The following is a 26,285-nucleotide window of genomic DNA, read 5'->3' as shown; positions in this document are numbered from 1 at the left end:
CAGCAAGGGCCCAAACGACGAACGACGCCAGATGGCGTCGTTCGTGGATGCAGGCGATGGCCAGGCAATCAGCCGCGCGCGTCGGCCTCGGCCAATGCGGTGCGCAGGATTTCCTTGGCAGGCCCGCCATGCTTCTCGTGCTCGAGCGCGAAATGCACGGTGGCTTCGATCAGGCCGATATGCGCGCCGCAATCGAAACGGCGGCCTTCGAAGCGGTAGGCATCGACGGTTTCCTGTTGCAGGAGCCCGGCAATCGCATCGGTCAACTGGATTTCGCCGCCAGCGCCGGCGCCGGTCTCTTCGAGCAGCTCGAAGATCTTCGGGTTGAGCACATAGCGGCCGACCACGGCCAGATTGCTCGGTGCCACTTCCGGCTTGGGCTTTTCGACAATGGCGTTGATGCGGCCCTTGCGGCCATCGAATGCATCGGTGGCCACGATGCCGTAACTGGCGGTCTTGTCGTGCGGCACATCCTCGACGGCGATGACGCTGCCACCGGAGGCCTCGGCCACATCGGCCATCTGGGTCAGTGCACCGGCGCCGCGGTTCCAGATCAGGTCGTCCGGCAGCAACACCGCGAACGGCTCATCGCCGACGACGGCCTTGGCACACAGCACGGCATGGCCCAGGCCGAGCGCTTCGGCCTGCGTCACGAAAATGGCGCGCACGCCTTCCGGCAGGGCATGCCGCACCAGCTCCAGCTGCTCGAGCTTGCCGGCGCGCTCGAGCTTCTGCTCCAGCTCGTAGGCCTTGTCGAAGTAGTCGGCGATGGAGTGCTTGTAGCGATTGGTCACGAAGATCAGCGTGTCGCAACCAGCCTGGATGGCTTCGTCGACGGCGTACTGGATCAGCGGTTTGTCGATGATTGGCAGCATTTCCTTCGGAACCGTTTTGGTTGCCGGAAGAAAGCGGGTCCCAAGACCTGCGACGGGGAATACGGCCTTGCGAATACGCTTGCTCATTAAAGTCTTCTGACCTCACGTGCGGGGAATGGAACGACCGTATCAGATCGCGCGTCGACTTTCCGTCGAGCCGCCGCGAAATCCGGCATCAGGCTGCCCAGCACAGTCTCCATCGCCTTGATGTCATAGCGGTTAACCGCCTCACGCAGGCGCGTCACCAGCTGCAACACCTGCTCGTGCGAGAACTCGCGCACGCCGGCCTCCAGAATCTTGGGATGCGCGGTGGGGCGATAGTCTTCGTCGGAATAGAACAGGGTTTCGTGCAGCTTCTCGCCCGGACGCAAGCCGGTATAGAGGATCGCCACGTCCTTGCCGGGCTGCTTGCCGGCGAGACGGATCATCTGCTCGGCGAGCAGGCGAATCGGCACCGGCTCGCCCATGTCCAATGTGTAGATCGCCCCGTGCGAGGCGGAGGCGGCGGCTTGCACCACGAGCTGGCAGGCTTCCGGAATGGTCATGAAGTAACGTGTCACATCCGGGTGCGTCACCGTGACCGGGCCGCCCTGGCGGATCTGCTCGCGGAACAACGGCACCACGCTGCCGGCCGAATCCAGCACGTTGCCGAAGCGCACGGTGATGAAGCGCGTCGGCGCATCGCGCGCGTCAAGACTCTGGCAGATCATCTCGGCGTAGCGCTTGCTCGCGCCCAGCACATTGACCGGCTCGACCGCCTTGTCGGTGGAGATGAAAACGAAGGTCTCGATGCGTGCACGCTGGCAGGCGCGCGCCACGTTTTCGGTGGCCAGCACGTTGTTGCGTACCGCCTCGCGCAGTTGCTCTTCCAGCAACGGCACCTGCTTGTAGGCGGCGGCATGGAACACCGCATCCGGCGGTGCGGTGTTCAAGGCATGCGCGACCACCGCCGGGTCGCCGCAGTCGCCCAGCACGCGCACCACTTCGATATCGGGGAACAAGCGGCGCAGGTCCGAATCGACGGTCAGCAATGCCAGCTCGTCAATCTCCAGCAGCACGATGCGGCGTGCGCCATGACGGGCGCACTGGCGGCAGACTTCCGAACCGATCGAGCCACCCGCGCCGGTCACCATCACCGTCTTGTTGGTCAACCAGTCGCGTATCAGGCGCCAGTCCGGGGTGACCGGCTTGCGATTGAGCAGGTCCTCGATTGCGACCTCCTTCAATTCGCCAGGCAAGGAGCGCCCTTCCAGCACGTTGATCAACTTGGGCACCATGCGGAACGGCAGCCCGGTGCTTTCGCAGATGGCCACCACGCGCTGCATGCCGGAGGCATCCAGCGACGGAATCGCAATGACCAGCAGCTTGGCAGCCGTCTCCTTGGCGATGGCTGCCGCCTGATCCAGGCTGCCCAGCACGTTGAGACCCTGGATCTTGGCGCCATGCAGGTTGTTGGCATCGTCCAGATACCCGACCGGCACAAATGCACCGGTGCGGCGCAGATCGCGGACAAGACCCTCGGCAGCGCGACCTGCACCCAGGATCAATACGCGCTGCGCGGCGTCGCCGGAGTGTGCAATCTGGTAATCCTTCCAGGCGCGATACAGCAACCGTGGCGTGCCCAGCAGTGCCGACAGGGCGAACGGGTAGACGACCAGCACCGACAGCGGCACTCCGTCCAGGCGGTCATAGGACAGCGCCAGCACGATCGCGACCAGGCCGAGGAAACTCGACTTGAAGATGTTCCACAGGTCCGGCACCGACGCGAACCGCCACAGCCCGCGATACAGGCCCATCTTCCAGAACACCAGGCCTTGCGCGACCAGGACGACGCCGGTGCGCCAATCCCATAACGGCAGATCGGGGGCGTCGCGCAGCATCGAGTAGCGGCCGGCGTGCAGCAGCTGCCAGCATACCCACACCATCAGCAGGTCGTGCAGCACCACCGCTGCTTGCGGCAGGGCCTTGGTCAAACGATCACGCCAGGAAATCATAAGAGTCCATTACTCACGAATTGCGCACTCCATCGCGCAGAAAAAACCAGATTGCGGTGGCACCCAGGCCCCATGCCAGGGCTCCGGACACTTGCAGCCAATTTGCATCATGACGAAGTAACACATACAAGCAGACGGCAGCGACACTGAAAGCGAAATAAATCCCGGTTACCGGAACGTGTGCCTCAAGTCTGCGCGCCAGCCGCTGATAGAGATGTTGGGCGTGCGGCTCCCACCAACGTTGTCCGTCGAGCATGCGAGACAGCAGCGTGAAGCCGGCGTCTACAAGAAATGCGGTCAGCGGCAGCCAGCTGATCCACCAGCTCACCTGCCCGCTCGCCACTGTCAGCGCTAGCAACGCCGCCAGCACATAGCCCAAGGCACCACTGCCGCCGTCGCCCAGAAAGATGCGCGCACGTGGAAAGTTGAACGGCAAGAATCCCAGGCAGGATGCGGCCACGGCAAGACCGGCCCACGCCCAGGCGCCCGGCACGACCGCGGCAAACGCCAGGGCAGCCAGCGCCGCCTGGCTGCTGGCCAGGCCGTTGATGCCGTCCATGAAATTCCAGACGTTGATCAACACCACCGACGCCATCGCGGTGAGCACGCCATCCCACAGCTTGCCGGTGTGATGGCTGACCAGCCAGCCCAGCAGGACCGATGCCAGCAGATGGATCGCAAAACGCAACCTGGCCGAGAGCGGACGATGGTCGTCCCACCAACCGACCCCGGCCACCAGCACCAGACCTGCGGCGAACCAGCTGATGACCAGGCCTGCCGCCGGCCAGAACACGCCTGCCGCCACGCACCCCGCCAGCATCGCCGCCACGATTGCCATGCCACCGCCCCGTGGTGTGGCGACCACATGGCTGCGGCGTTCGCCCGGGTGATCGAGCAGGCGCCGATGCAACGCATAGCGCCGCAACACCCAGGTCCCCAGTGCCGCAACCGTCAGGTGCAACAGACACCACCACAGCCAGGCCTGCGGCATCAGACCACCGCGTAGTTCAACAGCGGCTTGACCGTGCCCCATTCCTTGCAGCTCGGGCATTGCCAGTGGTGCGTCTTGGCACCGAAACCGCAGCGGGTACAGCGGTAGCTCGGGTTGCGCACCAGCAACTGGTCGGTGATGTGCTTGAGATCCTGCAAGGTGCCGACCGGGTCGCTGCCTTCGGCCAGGGTCAGGTCGATCAATGCCGATTCGCCGCGGACCGATGGCCGATCCTTGAGCTGACGCCCCAGGTAGGCCAGCGCCGGCGCCACGCCATCCTGCGCTTCCATCAGCTGCGTCAACGCCAGCACCGGCGCGATGCCGCGATAGTGCTCGGTCATCTCCGACAGGAAATTACGCGCACCTGCAATATCACCCACCCGGCGATAGGCCGCCATCAACGCAGGGATGATTTCAGGCAGGTATTCCGGATCGTGCCGCGCCGCACGTTCGAACGCGCGGACGGCCGCTTCGTCATGTCCGCGCTCGGCTTCGATGCGTCCTTCCAGAATGCCCGCACGCACCGAGGTGCCATCGGCCTGGTAGGCGCGCGCGACCGCCTGCAGCGCTTCGTCGGGCTTGCTCAAGCCGCGGTAGCGATCGGCAAGCTCGCACTCGAATTGCGAAATCAGCTTGCCCATCGGCTCGCCGGTGACTTCCTCGTAACGGGTGGCGTTGTCGATCGCCTTTTCCCAATCACGCTCGGCCTGATAGATGCCGATCAGATGACGCAACGCCTGCGGCGCACGCTGATCCAGTTGCGCCAGCTCGGTGAATACGGTCTCGGCACGATCCAGCAGGCCGGACTTCATGTAGTCCTCGCCCAGCGCCAGCAAGGCCTGCACGCGCTGTTGGTCGGTCAGGTCGGCGCGTTGCACCAGGCCCTGGTGCAGCCGGATCGCGCGATCGACCTCGCCGCGACGGCGGAACAGATGTCCCAACGCGACCTGGGTCTCGAAGGTTTCCTTGTCCAGTTCGGCGATATGCAGAAACAGCTCGATCGCCTTGTCCGGCTGCTCGTTGAGCAGATAGTTAAGCCCGCGAAAATAGGTGCTGGACAAGCGACTGACCTGGGTATCGCCATGGCGCTGGCCACCGCGGCGGCCAACGACCCAGCCCCCCAGCGCTGCCAACGGCACGAACAGGAAGAACCAGATCCACTCGGTCAGAAAGTCCATACGCGCTTACAGTCCATCAAAAGGGCGCGGCTCGACTGCGGCAGGCGCAATCGGCCTGGCATCGGTGCGACTGACTGCAACGGCCTTGTTGGCCTGGCGCAGTTTGGAATAGAGGGGAATCACCACACTGACCAGCACCATGCCGGCACCGATCAACACACCGACCAGCAGCGCGACGATGATCGCGATCCCGGAGGTCGTATGCACACTGGAGAAAAGGAAGTCGAGAGTGACGTCCTGGGAATTGACCGCGCCGATGATCAGACCGACCAGCAGGAAGGCCAACATCACCAGCAAACGAAACACCTTCATGGCCGGACTCCGTCGAAAGAGGCTTAGCTTAACCGAGCCGACATAAACGCAGCGGCAGAACGAGCGTCAGTCGGCCGCATCAAGCAGATCGACCGGGACCACGGAGCTGACACGCTCACGCAATTCCTTGCCAGGCTTGAAGTGCGGAACATGCTTGCCCGGCAACGCGACCGATTCACCGGTCTTCGGATTACGGCCCAGACGTGGCGGGCGGTAGTGCAACGAGAAGCTGCCGAACCCGCGGATTTCGATCCGATCACCATCGGAGAGCGCCTGCCCCATCATTTCCAGCAGCGATTTGACTGCCAGATCCACGTCGTCCGCCTTCAGATGCGCTTGACGTCGCGCCAGGATTTCAATCAATTCGGACTTGGTCATGGGAAGACTTGCTTTTTCGACTGACACATCGGAATCGGCCCGGGCAAGCCCGGGCCGATCCATCACGCTCTTGCGAGCGCTACGCGCTTACTCGGACTTGTTGCTGTTCAACTGTGCACGCAGCAGCGCACCCAGCTGAGTCATGCCGCCCGACGCAGCGGAGGACTGGTATTCCTCCAGCGTTTCGCGCATTTCGGCATCGTCCTTGGCCTTGATCGACAGCTGCAGGGTGCGGCCCTTGCGGTCCATGCCCACGAACTTGGCTTCGATCTTGTCGCCGACCTTCAGGTGCTGGGTCGCATCGTCCACGCGCTCGTTGGCGATGTCGCGTGCAGCGACGTAGCCTTCGATGCCATCGGCCAGGTCGATCGTGGCGCCCTTGGCATCCACTTCACGCACCACGCCTTCGACCTTCGAACCCTTCGGGTTGGACGCCATGTACTGGCCGAACGGATCCTGCTCCAGCTGCTTGACGCCCAGGCTGATGCGCTCACGTTCCGGATCGACTGCCAGCACGACGGCTTCCAGCGTGTCGCCCTTCTTGTAGTTGCGCACGACATCTTCGCCGGTGGTGTTCCAGCTGATGTCGGACAGGTGGACCAGGCCGTCGATGCCGCCGTCCAGACCGATGAAGATGCCGAAGTCGGTGATCGACTTGATCTGGCCGGACACCTTGTCGTTCTTCTTGTGGGTGGCAGCAAAGGTTTCCCACGGATTGGCGGCAACCTGCTTCATGCCCAGCGAGATGCGGCGACGCTCCTCGTCGACATCCAGCACCATCACTTCGACTTCGTCACCGACCTGCACAACCTTGGACGGGTTGACGTTCTTGTTGGTCCAATCCATCTCGGAGACGTGCACCAGACCTTCGACGCCCGGCTCGATCTCGACGAATGCGCCGTAATCGGTGACGTTGGAGACCTTGCCGAACACGCGGCTGTTGGCCGGGTAACGACGGGCGATGTTGTCCCACGGATCTTCGCCCAGCTGCTTCAGGCCGAGGCTGACGCGGTTACGCTCGCGATCGAACTTCAGCACGCGCACGTCCAGCTCGTCGCCGACGTTGACGACTTCGGACGGATGGCGCACGCGCTTCCAGGCCATGTCGGTGATGTGCAGCAGGCCGTCGATACCGCCCAGGTCCACGAACGCGCCGTAATCGGTCAGGTTCTTGACGACACCCTTCAGGATCGCGCCTTCCTGCAGCTTGTCCATCAGCTGCTCGCGCTCTTCCGAGTGCTCGCTCTCGACCACGGCGCGACGCGAGACCACGACGTTGTTGCGCTTGCGGTCCAGCTTGATCAGCTTGAACTCGAGTTCCTTGCCTTCCAGGTAGGCCGGGTCGCGCACCGGGCGCACATCCACCAGCGAACCAGGCAGGAACGCGCGGACATCCTTGATGTCCACGGTGAAACCACCCTTGACCTTGCCGCTGATGCGGCCGGTGATGGTTTCGTTCTTTTCCAACGCCTCTTCCAGCTCGTCCCACACCATTGCGCGCTTGGCCTTCTCGCGCGACAGCACGGTCTCACCGAAGCCGTTCTCGATGGAATCGAGGGCAACCTTGACCTGGTCGCCTACGCCGACATCGATCTCGCCAGCGTCATTACGGAACTGCTCGATCGGCACAATGCCTTCGGACTTCAGGCCAGCGTTGATCACCACCACGTCGCCGCGCACTTCCACGACGGTACCGGTGACGATCGAGCCCGGCTTCAGCTTCGCCAGATTGGCTTGACTGGCTTCGAACAGTTCAGCAAAAGATTCTGTCATTTGAATTTTACTCAGTTGAACACACGGGCGTTGATCGTCGAATGCGACAGATGCCAAGCGCCCAGCCTGTTGGTCGACTCCGGACAGCGAGTCGGTTAAGTAGTCATAGAACCGCCACACGGGATGTGCGACGGAGCCTTGGAACGCCTTACGGTCGGCGGGACATGCCCGCTTGCGGAACGCTTACGACGACGTGCGGGCGGCTAACACCCCGACCACACGCTGGACGACATCCTCGATCCCTATTCCGCTGGTATCGATCAGCACGGCGTCTTCGGCCGGCCGCAATGGCGCCACCACCCGCTGCGCATCACGGGCATCTCGAGCCATGATCTCGCGCAGCAGGTCGTCAAAGATAACCGAAACACCCTTTTCCATCAACTGTTTATGGCGACGGCCCGCACGTTCTTCGGCACTGGCGGTCAGAAACACCTTGAAGGCGGCATCGGGGAAGATCACCGTGCCCATGTCGCGCCCGTCTGCGACCAGGCCGGGCGCGCGCCTGAATGCGCGCTGACGCTCTTTCAGCGCGCTGCGCACCTCGGGAATGGCGGCAATTGCCGAAGCCAGCGCCCCGGTGGTTTCCAGGCGCAGCTCGCCAGTGGCATCGGCGCCGTTGACCAGTACCCGCAGCCCCGCCTCGCCCGCGTCGTCGAACTCCACCTTGGTATCGAAGGTGCAGCGCACCAGCGCGGCCGGGTCGGAGACGTCCAGATCGGCCCAGCTCGCCGCCACGCCCACGGCGCGATACAGTGCGCCCGAATCGAGGTAATGCCAGCCCAGCCGGGCGGCCACGATCCGGCTCACGGTGCCCTTGCCGGCGCCGGAGGGACCATCGATGGTAAGGACGGGCGAAAGGTCGGTCATTCAGGTTTCCGGAAGGTCATCAGCCGGTAGTGTAGCGCCGCTCGCAGCGATTGCGATGCAACCACTTGAAAGCACGACGAAAAGCCGGTTAGAATTGCCGGCTTAATTCCGGGTGCACCCTCGATTGCGGGCACTCTTCCATCGAATCCAACCGTTTACGCCGAGGTGTGCCATGAAAGTCCTGTCCTCCCTGAAGTCTGCGAAGACCCGTCACCGCGACTGCAAGGTGGTCCGCCGCCGCGGCAAGGTCTTCGTGATCTGCAAGTCGAACCCGCGTTTCAAGGCGCGTCAGCGCTAAGCTTTCGCCGCGCGTGCAAGACCCGAGAAAGCCGCCTCCGGGCGGTTTTTTCTTGGCCGATGCTTCACGCCGGCAATGGCTCCATGCAGGCTGGAGTGTGTCGGGGGCATGGCGGGCTTGGCGCGGTATTCAAACTGACCGACATCCGGCGCGGCGTTGGGTAACACCGCCCTGCAGGCACGCCCGTCCTGAGTTTTTGCTGTAATCCCATCCGAATCTTGTCCACTGGGGAGTAGATGACATGCGCAACCGTTTGTTTGTCCTGCCGCTGATCGCACTGATGGGGATCAGCGCCGTCGCGTCGGCCGATACGCTGCTGGTGGACCGGGTACAGCAAAAGCCTGCCGCGGCCCTGCCCCTGCGTGGCGACAGCATGAGCCAGGTCGAAGGCCGTTACGGTGCGCCGCAGGAAAAGCTGGAACCGCGCGGCGGCCAGAAGCGCCAGTGGCCGACGATCCACCGCTGGGTGTATCCGGCCTTCACCGTGTACTTCGAAAAGAGCCGGGTGATCGACGTGGTGGCCAATCAGGCCGATGCCAACGAGATTGGACCAAAGCCACCGATCAGGTGATCGGGTGGCGTTCGAGCGCCATCGGATGGTGGCTGCAACGCTGGTCTGATCCAATGATGGGCGGGATACGATCACTGCGCGCTTCATGCAACGGCGATGTCGTGCAGCACACCCCGGATGCAGGCAGATCGCGAGCGTCGATGCGAGTTACTCGCACGCGCCGATTTGAGGCGAGTCCCTCGCAAGCGCCCGCACATCCCTGTGCGGGGATTTGAATTAACAGCCTGGGCTTGCCTGGGCATTGATGGGTAATTTTCAGGTATGACCGATAGCGTCCGCTTTCCTGCCGAGTGGGAACCTCAATCCGCCGTGTTGATTGCCTGGCCGCATGCGGGCACCGATTGGGCCGAGCGCCTTGCCGAGGTGGAAGAGACCTATATCGCGCTGGTCACGGCGATTTCCCGCTTCGAGCCGGTGATCGTGTGCGTGGCCGATGACGATCTGCAGATCTACGCGGAAGCGCGGCTGCGCTCGGCGCGGGTGGACATGGCGCGGGTGCGCTTCGTGGTTGCGGCCTACAACGACACCTGGCTGCGCGATTCCGGCCCGATCACGCTGCGCCAGGATGGCGGCTTCCGCCTGATGGATTTCCGCTTCACCGGCTGGGGCGGCAAGTTCGAGGCCAGCCTGGACGATCAGCTGGTCACTTCGCTGGATGCAGCGCAGGTGTTCGTGCCCTCGCAGGTGCAGACGGTCGACTTTGCGCTGGAAGGCGGCGCGATCGAGACCGATGGTGCCGGCACACTGCTGACCACCTGGACGTGCCTGCACGAGCGGCATCCGCAGCGCACGCGCGATTCGCTGAGTACCGACCTTGCCGCATGGCTGGCGCAGGACCGCGTGCTGTGGCTGGATCATGGCTACCTGGAAGGCGACGACACCGACGCGCATATCGACACGCTGGCGCGCTTTGCCGGCCCGGATGCGATCGTCTACCAAGGCTGCGATGTGCCTACCGATTCGCACTACACCGAACTGCAGGCGATGGGTGCCGAACTGGCGGCGTTGCGCACCGCCGATGGGCAGCCGTATCGCCTGTTCGTGTTGCCATGGGCCGAGCCGATCCTGGATCAGGGCCGGCGCCTGGCCGCCTCGTACGCCAATTTCCTGATCGTCAACGGGGCGGTGCTGATGCCGGCCTACGGCGACAAGGCCGATGCGAGCGCGCAGGCGGTGCTGGCCGAAGCGTTTCCGCAGCACACCATCGTGCCGGTGCCGTGCCGCCCGCTGATCTGGCAGAACGGCAGCCTGCACTGCCTGACCATGCAGCTGCCCGCCGGTTTGCTGGCGGGCTGATCCATTCCTGTTCCGGCCGGCAGGCCGGTGTTACGCCATCGCGCGCTACCTTAGTGCGCCACTTCGCTGGACCAATCGCCATGACCCGTCATCTCCTTCCCGTCGCGCTGATCCAGGAGCGCAACCACGGCGACGCCGAGGCCAATCTGGCCATCATCGAATCGCGCGTGGCCGAAGCCGCCGCGCAGGGCGCCAAGCTGGTGCTACTGCAGGAACTGCACAACGGTGCGTATTTCTGCCAGCACGAGTCGGTGGACGAATTCGACCTGGCCGAGCCGATCCCCGGTCCCAGCACCGAGCGTCTGGGCGCGCTGGCCAGGCAACATGGCGTGGTGCTGGTGGCTTCGTTGTTCGAGCGCCGCGCGGCCGGGCTGTATCACAACACCGCGGTGGTGTTCGAAAAGGACGGCCGCCTGCTCGGCAAGTACCGCAAGATGCATATCCCGGACGATCCGGGCTTCTATGAGAAGTTCTACTTCACCCCGGGCGATCTGGGCTTTGCGCCGATCGATACCTCGGTCGGCCGGCTTGGCGTGCTGGTGTGCTGGGACCAGTGGTACCCCGAGGCCGCGCGCCTGATGGCGCTGGCCGGTGCGGAACTGCTGCTCTACCCCACCGCGATCGGCTGGGATCCGGACGACCAGCAACCCGAGCAGGAGCGCCAGCGCGATGCCTGGGTGCTCAGCCATCGCGGCCATGCGGTCGCCAACGGGGTGCCGGTGCTGTCGTGCAACCGCGTCGGCCACGAGCCCTCGCCGCTGGGCGCGTCGGGCATCCAGTTCTGGGGCAACAGCCATGTGCTGGGGCCGCAGGGGGAATTCATCGCCGAAGCCGGCCAGGACCCGACCGTGCTGGTGTGCGACGTCGACCTGCAGCGCAGCGAACACGTGCGTCGCATCTGGCCGTTCCTGCGCGATCGCCGCATCGATGCGTATGGCGATCTGCTCAAGCGCTACATCGACTGACCGCATGCCAGTCGAGGTGCGCAAGGCTGGCGCTGTCCGCGGCAAAGCCGTCCTTGGCGAGCTGATCGCACGCGGCAAACAACGCAGCGGTCGACCGATAATTGCGGTGATCGGCGATGCCGACACCCTGGCATCGCGACGGCTGCATGAACGTTTTGGTTTTCGCACGGTCGGAATGTTCACCGGTAACGGCCGCACGCATGGTCGCCGGCTGGACGGCGTGCAGTTGCAAGGCACGCCCGGCTCCGGCGACACCGCCCCTCCTTCTGATGAATGACCCCATGACTGAGCAGACCACCCACGTTCTGGACGATGCGCTGTCCGGCCAGCCGCATCGCATCGTAGAACGCGATGGCGTGCGCTATACCTTGCTCGGCACCGCGCACGTGTCACTCGCCAGCGTGGCTGCGGTGCAGCGGGCGATCGGCAGCGGCCGCTATGACGCGGTGGCAGTGGAACTGGACGCACAGCGCCTGCAGGCGCTCAGCGACCCGGATGCCCTCGCCCGGCTGGACCTGGTGCAGGTGATTCGCAAGGGACGGGTGGCCTTGTTTGCGGCGAATCTCGCCCTGGCCGCCTACCAGCGCCGTCTGGCCAAGCAGCTTGGCATCGAGCCGGGCGCGGAGTTGAAGGAAGCGGTGAACCTGGCACGCGCGCAAGGTCTGCCGGTGCACCTGATCGATCGCGAGGTCGGCCTGACCTTCAAGCGCGCGTCCGGGCGGCTGGGATTCTTCGGCAAGATGAAACTGGCCGGTGGCCTGCTCGGTGGGCTGTTCGCGGCCGACGAGGTGGGCGAAGAGGAAATCGAGAAGCTCAAGCAAGGCGACATGCTGGAGGCGAGCTTCGGCGATTTCGCCAGCGAGAGCCCGGAACTGTACGAGACCGTGATTGCCGAGCGCGACCAGTACATGGCCGCGCGCCTGCGCGAGGAAGCCAGGACGGACCAGCGCGAGATACTGGCGGTGGTCGGCGCAGGACACCTGGCCGGTCTTGCGCGCCACCTGGAACAGGACACCGACGCGCCCGGCCCATTGCGCGAGTCGCTGGAGTATGTGCAGCAGCGCAAGCGCATTCCGTGGATCACGCTGGGCATTCTGGCGATCATCATCACCGGCATCGGCATCGGGTTCTGGCGCGGCGGCCTGAGCATGGGCGCGGACCTGTTGTTGCAATGGGCGATGTATACCGGCGGCCTGGCCGCGCTGGGCTGTCTGCTGGCCGGCAGCCACCCGCTGAGCATTCTCACCGCGGCGGTCGTGGCGCCTTTCAAGCCGTTCCGCCTGAGTGTGCCGACCGGCGCGTTTGCCGCGCTGGTCGAGGTGCACATGCGCAAACCGGCCTATGGCGATTTCCTGTCGCTGCGCGACGATGCGCAGACCTTGCGTGGCTGGTACCGCAACCGCGTCTCGCGCGTGGTGCTGACGTTCCTGCTGACCAACGTCGGCAGCATGGCCGGTGTATGGCTGGCCGGTGTGCAGATCTTCAATCGCCTGCACGGGTGATTAAAAAAAGCCGTCACGACGTGTGGTCTATCGACGCCTTGTAGGAGCGCACCTGGGCGCGACGGGCGTTATCGGTAATGCCGTCGCGCCCAGGTGCGCTCCTACGTGTGGTCGAGTTACGGAGTAGCTGGCTGATCGGGCGCCAGCTGCAAGCGTACCCAGACGCCGTAATGGTCCGAGGCCCAGCGCCCCTCGGCATACGGCGTGTCGAACAGGATGCGTGCTTCGCGGGCGAGCAGGCGCTTCTGCTGGAAGAACACATGGTCGATACGCGCCGGCTTGTCGAAGACATGCAGGTTCAAGGTGCTCACGGTGGCGTCGCTGTTGCGATGCACGCTGCCGTAGCTGTCGCCATAGCCCTTGCGTAGCGCCTCCAGATCCAGGGCATCGGCGGCGGTGTTGAAGTCGCCGGCAATCACGACCGGTGCCTGATTGCTGGTGGAGGAAATGAAATCCAGCAGGTCCGCGACCTGGCGCGTGCGCGTGGCCGTGCCGCGTGCATCGGCACGCTCGTTGAGATGGGTGACGTAGACGTTGATTGGCTGGCCGTCGATATCGACCTGCAGATGCGCGGCAACGCGGTAATCGTCCAGCGGCTGCAGCAGGCGCTGATGCCGGGCCAGCACCTTGCGCCGGCTCAGCAATGCGTTGCCGTAGCGCTTGGGCGCATCGACCGGGTCGACAGAGACAAAGCTGTAGTCGTACCCTAGCTTGCGCGCCAGCCAGGCGGCCTGGTTCTCCACGCTGCCGCGGCGTTCGATCACTTCCTGCAGCGCGATCACGTCCGGCGCCAGTTGCCTGAGTTCCTTGGCGATATGGGCACGACGCGCCGGCCAGTCTTCGCGGTCGTGATGCAGGTTGAGCGTGACCAGGGTCATCTCGCGCTGCACTGCGCTGGTCGATGGCACTGCCCGGGATGCGGGTTCTGCGCGATCGGGCCTGTCGACCTGCACAGGTTGCGCGGCCTGCACGGCCCGGGTCGCCTGCGTGGCTTGTACGGCAACAGAGCACGGCAGCAGCGCCGCCAACACGACCGGCCATCCGGCACGTCGCCGCGCCGGCGCTGCCCAGGCCGGTCGGGGTGCGTCAGTCATTGCGTGGCGCGCTCGGCCCGCCGCACCGCGCTGGGCACATCGATCTGCACATTGGCCGGCAGCTGTTGAATCCGCAATTCGCCGTTCTGCCACTCGGCCGATTCGCCATTGATGCTGGCCTTGCCCGGCGTGCCCTGGTACGGCCATGGCAACACCACCCCGCCCGGCGGCAGGATCAGCCCCGGCTGCAGTTGCAGCACCAGCTGTTTGTCGGTGCGCTGCAAGGTGTAATTGAGGCGCCCATACGGAGTGCGCAATTCGGCGATGCCGATGCCCTTGCCCTCGAACCAGCGCGTCGGCGTGCCGGCAGCGATGACCAGGCTGGCGTCGGATTCGCGCCCGTAGGCGAACATGTCCAGCACCGAGCGCACGAAATCCGAGGCGACCCAGGCATGTGGCAGGTCGCCGACGAAGAACGGCGTACGCGGCGTACGCGAGACCACCTCGGCCCACTGGTTCCAGGGTTGCGGCGCGCGGTCCTTGAAGAAGAACGCGGTGGCATCCCAGGCGCGTTCGCGCCAGCCCAGGCGCACGAATGCGGCCACGTTGCGCCATTCGTAGGGTGTGTAGTCCTTCCATTCGCGCTTGCCGTCGCGGCGGTCGGAAAACTCCTTCCAGTAGCGCTCGAAGGTATTGCTCAACAGGTCCTGCGGCAGGCGTTGCTGCTCGCCCCCCGGTGCCAGTGCGATGGTGGTCGAGGTCGCATCGAAGTCGCCCAGCTCGGCCGAGCCGGGCAGGAAATCCAGGGAGTGCTGGCGCACCGTCGCACCCAGCGAGGCGATCAGGTCGCCACTGAATTCGTCGCGTGCAGTGCTGAAGCGGGCGACCTCGTCGGGCTTGTCGAGCGCGCCGGCCAGCATCACCGCGTCCTTGTAGCCGCGCAGCGCCCAGAAGTTGTCCCAGTACGAATGCACCGGCTTGGCCGAATAGCCTTCGTGGCTGATCGACACCGGCATCATTCCGTAGAAGGCTGGGTTGCGCATGAAGTTGTCTTCGGTGCGCTCGCTGGCACGTAGCGTTTCCATGTAGTCGTACGCACCGGTCACGTGCGGCCACATCTTTTCCAGGAATGCCTTGTCGCCGGTGTAGCGGTAATACTCGGCGATGTTGAAGATCAGCTCGCCGTGGCTGTCGTTCTCCGGCACCGGATCGCTGCCGCGGTCGTCCACGCAGCACGGCACCATGCCATCGGCGAACTGGTATGGCGCGAACCAGTCGACGTATTCGCGCACCACGTCCTCGCGGCCGAGTCGCAGCAGGCCTTCGGAAATCATTGCGCCGTCGCGGATCCAGCTGCGCGAGTAGGAACGCGTCCCCGGCTGCAGACGCGGGCCGATGCGCGAGATCAGCATATGCGCCAGCGCGGTGCGCAAGGTGTCGATCACCGGCTTGCCTTCGGCCGGCACGCTGATGCGCACGCGATCGAGCTTGCTGCGCCACTGCTGGGCCACCTGCTGCTGCGCCTTGTCTGCATCGAAGCCGGCCGGCAGCTGCGCGGTGCCGGTCTGCGGAATCACCAGCGCCACCTCGCGCCGTTGACCAGGCTCCAGCTTCCAGCGATACAGCAGCACGCCCGAGGCCAGGCCGGTCTCGTCCTTGACCTGGGTGATCGCCGGCGGCGTGGCGGCGGTGAGATGGCTGACGTCCATGCCACTGTCGAAGGCACTGGCAAAGCCGGCATCCGGAGGTTGCGCGGCGAATACGCGCGGCTTGCCGTTGACGCTGACCTGTGCGCCCTGCACCGCCAGCTGGTCGATCCGGCTAACGCCGCCCAGGGTGTTGAGGAACTGGGTCGGCGGATTGACCTGGAACGGACGCACCGCCAAGGCCAGGGTGAACTCACGCGCGTCCTTGCCGGTGTTGTGCAGCTGATAGCGCGCGACCAGTTGCGCCTGATCGGGCGTGCCCTGCACGAACGCGGTGACGCGCAGGTTCATCAGGTCGTGATGCCAGTCGACGCTGGGAATCGGCAGGTAGTCGTCCTGCAGGCTCTGCTCGCTGCTGACGTCGGACCAATGCAGCAGCTTACCGCCGGTGACCACGAACGGCTCGATACTGAAGCCGCCCTTGCCCACTTCCACCGCGCCGTCCTCGCCGATCAGGCCCTGCTCGGTACCACCATCCAGGCCCAGGATGGTCCAGTACGGCTGCTCGCCGGAGAAACCGCGTGGATAGCTGCCGCGCGGCGCCTGCGCGGCCAGCGATTTGATGAAATCGTTCGGTGTGGCGGCGAAGGCCAGCGGCTGCAGCTGGACTTCCTTGATGCCGTAGCGCCAGTTGGGGCCGTCCTTGAGATCGAAGCGCAGGTAACGTGCCTCGGTATCGGGCAAGGCCAGCCAGTCGGTGCCGCCGGCACCGGCGGTGACGGTGCGCAGATCACGCCAGCCGCGCCCATCGCTGGACGCGCGCACCACGTATTGCGAGGCCTGCAAACCAGGAACCCACTGCACCACCGCGCCGCCGAATTCGCGCACCTTGCCCAGATCCAGCGTGACGGTCTGCTGCTTGACCGCGCCACTGAGCCAGAAGGTGTCCGGCTTGCCGTCGGCCAGGCGTTGTTCCAGCGCGGGCGCGGTGTCGGTGATGGCCTCGGCCTTCAACGGCGAGGTGTCTTCCGGCGGCAGCGGCGTGAGCGTCAGACGGTCGAAGCACACCGTGCCCTTGCCGCCGACCTTGTTGTAGATGGTGAACTCGACATCTGCGCTGCTGCGCAGTTGCTTGTCCTGGCCCGGGCCCCAGGCCTTTTCGATGTTGCGCTTGCGATAGCCGACGGTGGTCCAGTTCTTCGGGAAGTTGAAGCCGGGCCGGTTGACCCACCACACGTTGTCGCCGCTGGCATCGATCAGCTTGACCTGCAGGTCGTTGGACGGCGAATCGCCGCGCAGCGAAAAGCCGATGCGGTAATTGTCCGGATAGGTGATCGGCAGGTTGCGGCGGATGCCGACATAGCCGGACACGCCATTGAAGTTGTAGTCCAGGCACAGGGCGTGGCCGCCGGAACTGGTGGCTACCGGCCGCAGCGAACCACTGACCTGGTTGGACACCACCAGGCGCCAGGCGCCGATGTCGTTGAAGCCGTCGAGCACGCGCTCCTGCGCCTGCGCCGTGCCCGCAAACGTCGCAACAGCGGTCATGGCAAACAGTCGCAGGAACACTGGTTTCACCCCTTCACACTCCCCAGCAGAAGACCTTGGATGTAGTAACGCTGCAGCGCCACGAACAATAGCAGCACCGGAATCACCGTCACCACCGCGCCGGCCATCATCAGCTCCACGTCCATGATGTGCTCGCGCGACAGCGCCGCCAATGCCACCGGCAAGGTGTACTGCTCCTGGTCGGTCAGCACGATCAGCGGCCACATGAAGTCGTTCCACGAGCCCATGAAGGTGAAGATGGTCAAGGTGACCAGCACCGGCTTGAGCATCGGCAGCACGATCTGGAAGAAGATCCGCATCTCGCTGGCACCGTCGATGCGGGCGGCTTCGATCAGCTCGTCGGGAATGCTGCGCGCGTACTGGCGCACCAGAAAGATGCCGAACACCGTCGCCAATGCCGGCACCACCACCCCGCCGATGTTGTTGACCAGATGCAGCTGCTTCATCAACAGGAACAACGGCAGCATCGCCACCTGCGCAGGGATCACCAGCGCGGCCATCAGGATCTTGAAGATGCGCTCGCGGCCGACGAATTGCAGCTTGGCGAACGCATAGCCGGCCATGGTGTTGATCAGCAGCGAGCCGAGCGTGATCAGCCCGGACACCATCAGGCTGTTGGCGAAATTGCGCGCCATGCCGGTGCGCGCGAACAGCTCGTGGTAGTTGGCGGTGGTGAACGCCGAGGGCAGCATCGGCGGCGGGAAGCGGCTGGCCTCGCCGGTGGGCATGAACGACACCGACAGCATCCACAGCAGCGGCGCCAGGCTGACCAGCGCCAGCACCAGCAGGCCACCGTTGATCAGCACGGCATTCCAGCGCGATTGGCCGACATCACGACTCATATCAAATCCCTCTTGCGGCCAAAGCGCAGCATCACCGTGGTCACCGCCAGAATAATCAGGAACAGCAGGAACGCCACCGCCGACGCGCGGCCGAGGTTCCACCACTTGAAGCCTTCCTCGAACATGAAGTACAGCACGCTCACGGTGCTCTGCAATGGGTCGCCGCGGGTCATCACATAGGGTTCGGCGAACAGCTGGAAATAGCCGGAAATGGTGATCACCCCGACCACCATCAGCACCGGGCCGAGCATCGGCAGGGTGATATGCAGGAACTGCTTCCAGCGCGAGGCGCCATCGATGCGCGCGGCCTCGTACAGGTCCTGCGGGATCGCCTGCAGGCCGGCCAGGAAGATCACCATGTTGTAGCCGAAGTTCTTCCATACCGCGAACAGCATGATGGTCGGCATCGCCCAGCGCGGATCGCCCAGCCAGTCGATCGGGGCGATGCCCAGATGGCTCAGGCCGAAGTTCACCAGGCCGTACTTGATGTGGAACAGATAGCGCCAGATCACCGCCACCGCCACCAGCGTGGTCACCACCGGAGCGAACAAGGCGGTGCGGAACAGGGCCTTGAAGCGCGAGGCCTTGGCGTTGAGCAGCAACGCGGCGCCCAGCGACACGCCGATCGACATCGGCACGCCGAGCAGCACGAAGTACGTGGTGTTCCACAACGACTTCCAGAACAGCGGCGTCTGCAGCAGGTCGATGTAGTTGCCCAGGCCGACGAAGCGCAGGTGGCTGCTGTCGGCCAATGCATACAGGTCGAAGTCGGTGACGCTGAGCACCAGCGCGGCGAACACCGGCACGCCGAAGAACATGCCCAGCACCAGGATCGACGGGGCGGCGAACACCCAGCCGGCGACGGAATTACGCTTCATCATCGTGCCGCTCCCTTGCCTGCTGCCGGCGCTGGCGCTGCGGCGGGTCCCGCCGCAGGCATTGCTGATTCACCGGCCGGACCGACATGCCCACCCTCCTGTTCGAAGATCCAGCGGCGCTTGGCCAGGATCTCGTCCACGCGTTTATCCAGCTCCTGCACGGCGGCCTCGTGTGATTGGCCGCCACGCACCACGCGCTCGGTCACCAGGCGCATTTCCTGCACGATGCGCTCCCACTCCAGCACCTTGGGCGTGGCCTTGACCCGCTCCAGCTGGTCGCCGAAGGCATGCGCCAGTTCATCGTTGGCCAGCGAGGGCAACTTCCAGGTGCTGCGACGTGGCGGCAGGTCGCCGATGATGGCGTGGAAGCGCGCCTGCACCTGCGGCTGCGACAGGTATTCGATCAGCTTCCAGCTGGCGTCCTTGTGCTGCGACGATTTGAAGATCACCAGGCTGGAACCGCCGGCGATGCCCGCGCCCAGGCCGTTGGGGCCCGGCAGCGGCGCGGTGCCCCACTTGCCTTCCATGCCCGGCGGCTGGCGCAGCTTGAACTCGCGCACGTTCCACGGGCCGGACAGGTAGAACGCGTAATAGCCGTTGAAGAACTCGTACCAGACATTGGAGACCTGGGTCTCGGAGACCTTCGGCGCCCAGCCCTTCTGGTACATGGTGTCGTAGAAGCCCAGCGCCTTGCGGAAGCCTTCGCCGCGGAAGTTGCCGTAGTTGTCGTGGTCATGCAGCAGGCGGTCGTCCTGCTGCAGTGCGAACGACAGCTGCTGCTCGAACTCGTTGAGCGGCATCAGGATGGCGTAGCGGTCCGGGCCGACCTTGCGTTTGATCGCCGCCATCACCTGTTCCATCTCGGCCCAGGTCTTGGGCATCTGGCTGTAGCCGGCCTCGCGCAGCAGATCCTTGCGATAGAACAGCAGCCGGGTGTCCACATACCACGGCACGCCATACAAGGTGCCGTCGACCAGGTTGGTGTCCCACACGCCGGGGAAATAATCCTGCGGGTCGACGATCCTGGAACGCGCCACGTACGGCTGCATCGGTTCCAGCGTGTCCAGCAGGGCGAACTCCGGCAGCCAGGTGTTGCCGAGCTGGCACACGTCCGGCAAGCCGTCTGCGGCAAAGGCGGTCAGCAGCTTTTCGTGCGCCGCCGTCATCGGGATGTTCTGCACATCCACGTGGATGCCCGGGTTCTGCTTCTCGAAGTCGGTCACCAGCTCGGCGACCACTTCGGCCTCCTTGCCCATGGCCCAGAAGCGCACGGTGGTCTTGCCTGGATCGGAGCGTTCGCATCCGGCCACACCCAGACAGAGTGTGGCGGACAGTATCAACAGTTTCAAAAGGCGCACGGATTACTCGGGTTTGGGGCGTTGCGTGGAGTTTTGGCGTTGCGAGGGGTCTTGCTGGGCCTGGGCAGCGGCGGCACGCGACTCGGCCATGCCCAGCGAACGCGCGGCGGCCTTCTGCTCGTCCTTCTGCGGCGCCGGCTGCGGCTCGCCTTCGGGGGTGAGCCAGCCGCCGGTGAAGCCGGCGCGTTCCAGACCGGCCCGGATGTAGGGGTTCTTCTTCATCACGGTCCAGACGAATTCGTTCTGGTAATTGGCGATCATCGCCAGGATCGGGCCCTGGTCGATGGCGATGTAGTCGCTGGCCACCCAGCCGCGGTCCGGCACCATGCGCCCGGTCTTGAGCGGGATGTCGTAGTTGAAGCTGGGATTGAACGAATCCAGAAAGCCGTAGCTCGAGTACAGGAAGTCGCCATAGCGCTTGTGCATCTCCTCGGTGGCCGGGATCACCACTTCCGGGGCGAACACGATCGAGGAAATCGCCGCCGACGGCACGATGGTGCCGTCGTCGAAGTTCTCGCGCAGGCCGGCGCCACGCGAGGAGTAATGGCGGAACTGGCGCTGCTCGCCACGGTATTCCTGGCTGGTGTTCTGCGGGCCGTCGCCGGCGGTCAGACCCCAGACGTTCTCGCCGTAGTCCTTCCACTTCATCGGGTTGTCGATGGCGTAGTCGCGCTGGGCCAGGGTGGCGCGGCGGCTGTTGAGGAAATAGTCGATGCCGCGTTCGCGCATGTACTGGTCCTGGATATCGCGGAAATCGATCCAGACATGGCTGTATTGGTGACCGAACAGCGGGCCGAAAGACAGGTATTCCTGGCCCTGGTAGACGCCCCAGTCGTTGTTGTAGGTGCGGGTCCAGCTGGTCCACGCATCCACATCCACCCCATGGGTCGGCGAGCCGAGCGCGAGGATGTACAGCATCATCGCCTCGTTGTAGCCCATCCAGTCGTGGTCGATGAAGCCGCTCTCGGGGAACCAGCCCATCGAGATCAGCGGTGCGCGTTGCTGCAGCCAGCGCCAGTCCACGCGCTTGTACAGCGTATCGGCGATCTGGCGGATCTCTTTTTCGCGCGGGTCGTCGCCGTCGTAGTACGACTGGGTGAACAGCACGCCCATCATCAGCAGCGCGGTATCCACGCTCGACAGCTCGACCCAGCTGTCGTAGCGGTTGCCCTGCTGCATGTCCAGAAAGTGGTAGTAGAAGCCCTTGTACCCGGCCCTACCGGTCCGCTGCGGCCCCATCGGCGCATCACGGAAGAATTTCAGTGTTGTCAAGGTGCGGTCGATCGCCTGATTGCGACTGACCCAGCCATTCTCGATCCCGATCGGATACGCGGTCAGCGCGAACCCCACCGAGGCGATGCTGGCGAACGGGCGCGACGGAAACCGGTCCGGCGACAACCCATTGAGTTCGTTGGTGGTGTCCCAGAAAAACTGGAAGGTGCGACGCTCGATGTCCGAGAACAGCGGCGGAAGCGCCGGTTTGACCGGCTTGGGTGGCAGCTGTGCTTCCACCAGGATGACTTTCACCGGTGCCTTCTTTTCGGCCACCTTGGGCTCCTCTGCCTGTTTGCAGGACGCCAGCACCAGCGCGCCCAGCAATAGTGGAATCGTCAACCAATACGAAGTCCTGCCCCTGTTCATCCGCCCCCCACTCGTGTAATCGATTACATCTCGCACGCCAACCTACCCTATCCAAGCGCCGAGTTCGACCGCCCCGGCAGCTGCCGGGGCGGTCGGGTACCTCACCAGTTCAGGCCGAAGGCCAGACGGAAGGTACGCATCGGCGACGCCAGCACACCGGTCGGGGTGCCGTAAGCCGTGTTCAAGTCTCCGAGTGTCCCGGTCTCGCCGTTAAAGTTGGCGTAGTTCACCCAATTGAACACGTTGAGGATATCCGCACGCACATTGAATTTGACACCGCCGCCGGTATCCCATTCTTTATTGGCGGCGATGCTGAACTCCTTGTAGCCCAGCGTGCCGTCCGGCTTGAACTGGACGATGTAGCACTGGTCGTTGCCGGCCAGGCAATTTTGCCCGTAACGCGCGGTCTGGCTGGCCAGCGACAGCTTGCCGGACAGTTTGACCTCGTAGGGCAGCTCGTAGATGCCGGTGACCACCAGGCGGTTCTTCGGAATGCCGCCGGCCTCGCGCCAGCCATAGTCCTCGATGCGTTCGCGATCCAGTGCGTAGTGCTCGCCGAACTGGCGGTTCTCCTTGGCATCGGAATAGGTGTAGGCCACGGTCAGGCCCCAGCCCGATTCCTCGTCGAACGGCTTTTCGACCTGCAGGGCGAGCTGGTTGTTGCGGGTTTCCACGCCGTTGGTCCCGAGCACGATGGCGCTGTAGCCGTCCGGGCCGTCGGTCGGCGAGCCGGAGGTGGTGCCCGGCTGGAAGAAGGAACCGTCCGGCAGGCGGTTGCCGCGCACGAACGCGAAGCCGTCATGGCTTTCGATACGGCTCAGGGTCACGTCGGTGAACCAGTCCTGGCCCCACAGCGGCACCATGTTGCGCATGCCGATGCTGAACTGGTCCGAGTACGGGGTCTTGATATTGTTGTCGATCAGGTAGACCTCGCGCCCGCCGCCGCCGGTGCTGCTGCCGGTCAGGGTGTTCAGCCCTTCCTGCGTGCCGTAGGCCGGATTCCATGCCGTGCATGGGTCGCCCAGGCAGGCCTGGTTGTTGGCGCTGGTGAAGTAGTAGCTGTAGGAATTGAACGAGTTGTTGAGCTGCTCGAGCGCCAGGTAGTCGAAGATGTTGCGGTCGTAGGCGCGGCCGGCACCGCCGTAGATCACGTGGGCCTGATCGCCGAACAGGTCATAGGAGGCACCCAGGCGCGGCTGCCAGGCATTCTTGAACGCCTTGCGGTTGTTGCCGGTGCTGATGAAGTTGTTGATGTCGTAGTTGGCATTCTGCAGATTGGTCCAGTTCTGCAAGGCGCCGGCGACGTCGGACGGGGTCACGAAGTCCAGGAACGCCGGGGTTTCTTCGTAGTCGTAGCGCACGCCCAGGTTCAGGGTCCAGTGCTCGTTGACCTCCCAGTCGTCCTGCAGATAGATGCCGTACTGCTTGTTCTCGGACACCACCGAGCCGCCACCTTCGACCAGCGGCGCACCGAAGCGCACCCGGTACGGCGTTTCCACATCGCTGAGGATGTTGTAGTAGTACTGCGGGTTGGCCGGGTTGAACTGGGTGGAGTCCAGATCGATGCTCTTGAACTTCACGCCCATCTTGACGGTATGCGCACCGTGCCATTCCAGGCTGTTCAAGGTCAGGTCGTCCTGGAAGGTCCAGCCCTTCTGCCCCTTGCGCTGGAAGCTGCTGCCGGCGCCTGCGGCAAGCACATCGGTCTCGTTGCCGCGGTTGGGCGTGTAGCTGAGGATGTAACCGTTGCCGTTGTTGATCGGCGCCTGGTTCCAGAACGCGCTCTCGTAGCTGAGGTTGGCCTCGTTGAGGAAGTTGGCGCCGCTGTACTGCCAACGCAGGTTGGCGCGCTTTTCTTCCTGGCCGTTGATGCTGCCGTGCTCAAGGGTCGAGGTGCCGCCGACGTCGTTGAGCTCGTCTTCCTTGCGGTACTTGCCGCTCAGCTCGAACAGGCTGTTGTCGCCGATGGTCCAGTCGATCTTGGCGAAGTACAGGTCTTCCTTGAACGGCGTGCTGTAGGTGGCGACCAGCGGCTGCAACTGCGCAGGCAGCTGATCGACGCGGTCCGAATAGATCGAACCGGGGATCACCACGTTCGGGGTGGTGTATTCCTTGGCTTCATAGGCGACGAAGAAATGTGCCTTGTCCTTGAGGATCGGGCCGCTGAAGGTCGCGCCGTACTGGGTCTCCTCGAAGTCGTCACGCACGCCGGCGCGCTTTTCCAGCGGGCTCTCTTCACGCCAGCTGTCGTTGCTGGTGTCCCAGAAGAAGCTGCCGTGGAAATCGTTGGTACCGGACTTGGACGAGGCGACGATGGCCGCGCCGCTGACCTGGTCGAACTCGGCCTTGTAGTTGGAGGTGATGACCTTGTATTCGCCGATCGCCGACTGCGGGAACGGATTGCCGCGGCTGGAGTCCTGGCCGCTGACGCCGCCGGTGAGCACGTAGTTCTTCTGGCTGACGCCGTCGATATAGACGTTGGTGCCTTCGGCCGAGGTGGCGCCCGAACGGACCTTGGTGGTGCCGTTGGCATCGCGGGTGAACTGCACGTTCGGCACAGTGTCGGCCAGTTCCAGGAAGTTGCGCGTGGCACGCGGCAGGTTCTGGATCTGCACGTTGGAGATGTAGGTGGCGTTCTCGGAGGTACGGGTTTCCACCAGTACCGGCGGCGCCTTGACCTGCACCGCGTCCAGCGTGGTGGCGTTACCACCTTCGGCCGTGGCCGGTTCGCCGCCGACGCCCAGGTTCAGGGTCGCGGTCTGGCCGACCTGCACGGTGACGTTCTGCGAGGTGGTCTGGCCGTTGGCGGTGACGTCCAGGCGGTACGAACCCGGCGGCAGGCCACCAAGCGAGTAGCCGCCGTTGCTGACCTGTACGGTGCGGGTCAGGCCGGTGGCGAGGTTGGTCGCGGTGACCTGGGCCTGGCTGGCAGGTGCCGAGTCGACGGTGACCTGGCCGCGGATCGTCGCGGCAGCACTCTGCGCGAAGGCCGGGGCGGCGCCCAGCAGCAGGCAACTGGCCAGGGCGCAGCTGAGCAGCTTGCGCGCCGGACTGGCGGAATGGGGGTAGTGGTGGCGCATTGGTCCCTCCAGGGATCGGTACAGAATGTTGTTGTGGCGTTGCGGCTTGCAGGAACGACCGCTGCGGGGGGCAGCGGGAGCGGACAGGACGTCCGCGAAAGGGTCAGGGGCTGGAAACGTCAGAGGCCGGGCTCGCCGGCGCCGCAGGAGGCGCGGACCACCAGCTCGGGCGTGAGCAGTTGGCGGATGCCGTCGTCGTGGCCGGGCTGGTCCACCAGCCGCATCAGCCGGCTCATCGCCTGTTCGCCCAGGCGCGCGATGCTGACCCGCATCGTGGTCAGCGCCGGATGGACGAAACGGGCCAGCGGAATGTCGTCGAAGCCGGCCAGTGCCACGTCGCCGGGTACCGAGACATCGGCCTGGGCAAAGGCGTACAGGCAGCCCAGTGCGGTCATGTCGTTGGCGGCGAATACCGCGTCGGGCAGCGCGCCGTCGGCCAGCATCGCCTGCCCGGCACGGTGGCCGGAGGCCTCGTCGAAGTCGCCAGGGAATTCGATGCCCTGCGCGGTGTCGCCGTGTGCGGCGATCGCATCGCGGAAGCCGCGCAGGCGTTCGCGCGCATCGAAGTTGAGCGCCGGCCCGCCGATGAAGGCGATGCGCCGATGCCCGGCCGAGAGCAGGTGTTCGGTCATCGCCATCGCGCCGGCATGGTCGTCGATGCTCAGCACCGGATAGGCGTCGCCCGGAACGTGCGCGTTGATCAGCACCGTGGGCAGCGCCTGCGGCAGGTTGTCGGTGAGGAACCCGGGCTGCTCGGCATACGGCGACAGCACCAGCAGACCATCCACCCGCCCGCGCATGGACTGCAACGCCCTGCCCTGCGCTTCGGGGTCGCCGTGGTAACTGGACACCAGCAGATGCTGGCCGGCAGCACGCGCCGCGCCGTCGATCCCGCGGATCAGCTCGGAAAAGAATTCGCCGTACAGATCGGGCAGTACCACGCCCAGGGTCTGGGTGCGCCGGCTGCTCAGGCTGCGCGCCGCCGCATGCGGGCTGTAGCGCAAGCGTGCGGCCACGTCCTGCACCAGCTGGCGCACCGGCCCGGCGACGTTGTCATGCCCATTGAGCGCACGCGACACCGTTGCAACGGAGACCTGTGCTTCCCGAGCGACATCTTTGATGGTGACCGCACCCTTGGCCATTCGTGTCGCCCTCCGCGACCGAGTCCCAAAACTGGCGCGGACTGTAAGCGTTTTCATACAAGGGCGTAAACCCCTGTCTTCACGCCCGTGAAAAC

21 protein-coding genes and 1 pseudogene are annotated in these 26,285 nt (G+C 64.6%); 6 read left to right on the top strand and 16 right to left on the bottom strand.

Going from position 1 to position 26,285, the window contains the following annotated elements:
• Positions 1-68: 68 nt before the first annotated feature.
• From galU to cmk, 8 genes are all read right to left on the bottom strand, one after another.
• Positions 69-962, bottom strand: a complete 894-nt coding sequence (galU, locus tag CPBF1521_RS10730) for a UTP--glucose-1-phosphate uridylyltransferase GalU (protein WP_016903544.1) — start codon at positions 960-962, stop codon at positions 69-71.
• Positions 962-2,869, bottom strand: a complete 1,908-nt coding sequence (locus tag CPBF1521_RS10725; protein ID WP_164739802.1) for a polysaccharide biosynthesis protein — start codon at positions 2,867-2,869, stop codon at positions 962-964. Before CPBF1521_RS10725 ends, galU begins: the two co-directional genes overlap by 1 nt.
• A gap of 13 nt (positions 2,870-2,882) precedes the next feature.
• Positions 2,883-3,860, bottom strand: coding sequence for an MraY family glycosyltransferase (locus CPBF1521_RS10720; RefSeq protein ID WP_115676935.1), 978 nt, complete (start codon positions 3,858-3,860; stop codon positions 2,883-2,885).
• A complete protein-coding gene (gene lapB, locus CPBF1521_RS10715) occupies positions 3,860-5,038 on the bottom strand; it encodes a lipopolysaccharide assembly protein LapB (protein WP_104582530.1) in 1,179 nt (392 codons plus the stop codon). Before lapB ends, CPBF1521_RS10720 begins: the two co-directional genes overlap by 1 nt.
• Positions 5,039-5,044: 6 nt before the next feature.
• A complete protein-coding gene (locus CPBF1521_RS10710; protein ID WP_104533506.1) occupies positions 5,045-5,350 on the bottom strand; it encodes a lipopolysaccharide assembly protein LapA domain-containing protein in 306 nt (101 codons plus the stop codon).
• Between the two features lie 66 nt (positions 5,351-5,416).
• Positions 5,417-5,728: an integration host factor subunit beta gene (locus tag CPBF1521_RS10705; RefSeq protein WP_016903549.1), complete on the bottom strand. Its 312-nt coding sequence runs from the start codon at positions 5,726-5,728 to the stop codon at positions 5,417-5,419.
• 87 nt (positions 5,729-5,815) lie between these two features.
• Entirely contained in the window at positions 5,816-7,501 is a 1,686-nt protein-coding gene (gene rpsA, locus CPBF1521_RS10700; protein WP_016903550.1) for a 30S ribosomal protein S1, read from the bottom strand.
• A gap of 183 nt (positions 7,502-7,684) precedes the next feature.
• Positions 7,685-8,368, bottom strand: coding sequence for a (d)CMP kinase (cmk, locus tag CPBF1521_RS10695; RefSeq protein ID WP_104582528.1), 684 nt, complete (start codon positions 8,366-8,368; stop codon positions 7,685-7,687).
• Positions 8,369-8,540: 172 nt separating this feature from the next.
• Between cmk and ykgO the strand changes: the two genes are divergently transcribed.
• The 6 genes and pseudogenes from ykgO (at position 8,541) to CPBF1521_RS10665 (ending at position 13,000) form a co-directional block, all read left to right on the top strand.
• Entirely contained in the window at positions 8,541-8,666 is a 126-nt protein-coding gene (gene ykgO / locus CPBF1521_RS10690) for a type B 50S ribosomal protein L36 (RefSeq protein WP_005913193.1), read from the top strand.
• Positions 8,667-8,907: 241 nt separating this feature from the next.
• Entirely contained in the window at positions 8,908-9,237 is a 330-nt protein-coding gene (locus CPBF1521_RS10685; RefSeq protein WP_104582527.1) for a hypothetical protein, read from the top strand.
• 261 nt (positions 9,238-9,498) lie between these two features.
• Entirely contained in the window at positions 9,499-10,533 is a 1,035-nt protein-coding gene (locus CPBF1521_RS10680; RefSeq protein ID WP_115676934.1) for an agmatine deiminase family protein, read from the top strand.
• A gap of 80 nt (positions 10,534-10,613) precedes the next feature.
• Positions 10,614-11,498 carry a carbon-nitrogen hydrolase gene (locus CPBF1521_RS10675; protein ID WP_104582525.1) on the top strand — a complete coding sequence of 295 codons (885 nt, stop codon included), beginning with the start codon at positions 10,614-10,616 and terminating at the stop codon, positions 11,496-11,498.
• Positions 11,499-11,538: 40 nt separating this feature from the next.
• Positions 11,539-11,775, top strand: a pseudogene (locus CPBF1521_RS10670) (N-acetyltransferase family protein); the annotation flags it as partial.
• The gene (locus CPBF1521_RS10665; RefSeq protein ID WP_115676933.1) at positions 11,768-13,000 is read left to right on the top strand and encodes a TraB/GumN family protein; all 1,233 of its coding nucleotides are present in this window, start codon (positions 11,768-11,770) and stop codon (positions 12,998-13,000) included. The pseudogene CPBF1521_RS10670 and the gene CPBF1521_RS10665, both read left to right, overlap by 8 nt.
• Before the next feature lie 116 nt (positions 13,001-13,116).
• On the opposite strand, the gene CPBF1521_RS10660 is transcribed toward CPBF1521_RS10665, so the two are convergent.
• From CPBF1521_RS10660 to CPBF1521_RS10625, 8 genes are all read right to left on the bottom strand, one after another.
• A complete protein-coding gene (locus tag CPBF1521_RS10660; protein ID WP_181901207.1) occupies positions 13,117-14,028 on the bottom strand; it encodes an endonuclease/exonuclease/phosphatase family protein in 912 nt (303 codons plus the stop codon).
• A gap of 62 nt (positions 14,029-14,090) precedes the next feature.
• Positions 14,091-17,228 carry a discoidin domain-containing protein gene (locus CPBF1521_RS10655; protein ID WP_181901195.1) on the bottom strand — a complete coding sequence of 1,046 codons (3,138 nt, stop codon included), beginning with the start codon at positions 17,226-17,228 and terminating at the stop codon, positions 14,091-14,093.
• Positions 17,229-17,254: 26 nt separating this feature from the next.
• Entirely contained in the window at positions 17,255-18,091 is an 837-nt protein-coding gene (locus tag CPBF1521_RS10650; RefSeq protein ID WP_115046520.1) for a carbohydrate ABC transporter permease, read from the bottom strand.
• Positions 18,088-18,972: a carbohydrate ABC transporter permease gene (locus CPBF1521_RS10645; protein ID WP_104567381.1), complete on the bottom strand. Its 885-nt coding sequence runs from the start codon at positions 18,970-18,972 to the stop codon at positions 18,088-18,090. The genes CPBF1521_RS10650 and CPBF1521_RS10645 overlap by 4 nt, the downstream gene beginning before the upstream one ends.
• Positions 18,969-20,327 carry a sugar ABC transporter substrate-binding protein gene (locus CPBF1521_RS10640; protein WP_115676931.1) on the bottom strand — a complete coding sequence of 453 codons (1,359 nt, stop codon included), beginning with the start codon at positions 20,325-20,327 and terminating at the stop codon, positions 18,969-18,971. Before CPBF1521_RS10640 ends, CPBF1521_RS10645 begins: the two co-directional genes overlap by 4 nt.
• Positions 20,328-20,330: 3 nt before the next feature.
• Positions 20,331-21,968, bottom strand: a complete 1,638-nt coding sequence (locus CPBF1521_RS10635; RefSeq protein ID WP_104582520.1) for a glucoamylase family protein — start codon at positions 21,966-21,968, stop codon at positions 20,331-20,333.
• Positions 21,969-22,069: 101 nt separating this feature from the next.
• Positions 22,070-25,048: a TonB-dependent receptor gene (locus CPBF1521_RS10630; protein WP_115676930.1), complete on the bottom strand. Its 2,979-nt coding sequence runs from the start codon at positions 25,046-25,048 to the stop codon at positions 22,070-22,072.
• 119 nt (positions 25,049-25,167) lie between these two features.
• Positions 25,168-26,190 (bottom strand): LacI family DNA-binding transcriptional regulator, encoded by a 1,023-nt coding sequence (locus CPBF1521_RS10625; RefSeq protein WP_104648989.1) that lies wholly within the window; start codon positions 26,188-26,190, stop codon positions 25,168-25,170.
• Positions 26,191-26,285: the final 95 nt, after the last annotated feature.

The organism is Xanthomonas euroxanthea (assembly GCF_900476395.1).
GTDB lineage: Bacteria > Pseudomonadota > Gammaproteobacteria > Xanthomonadales > Xanthomonadaceae > Xanthomonas > Xanthomonas euroxanthea.
Note: the sequence above shows the minus strand (reverse complement) of the source record. Positions and strands in the feature narration are given on the sequence as shown.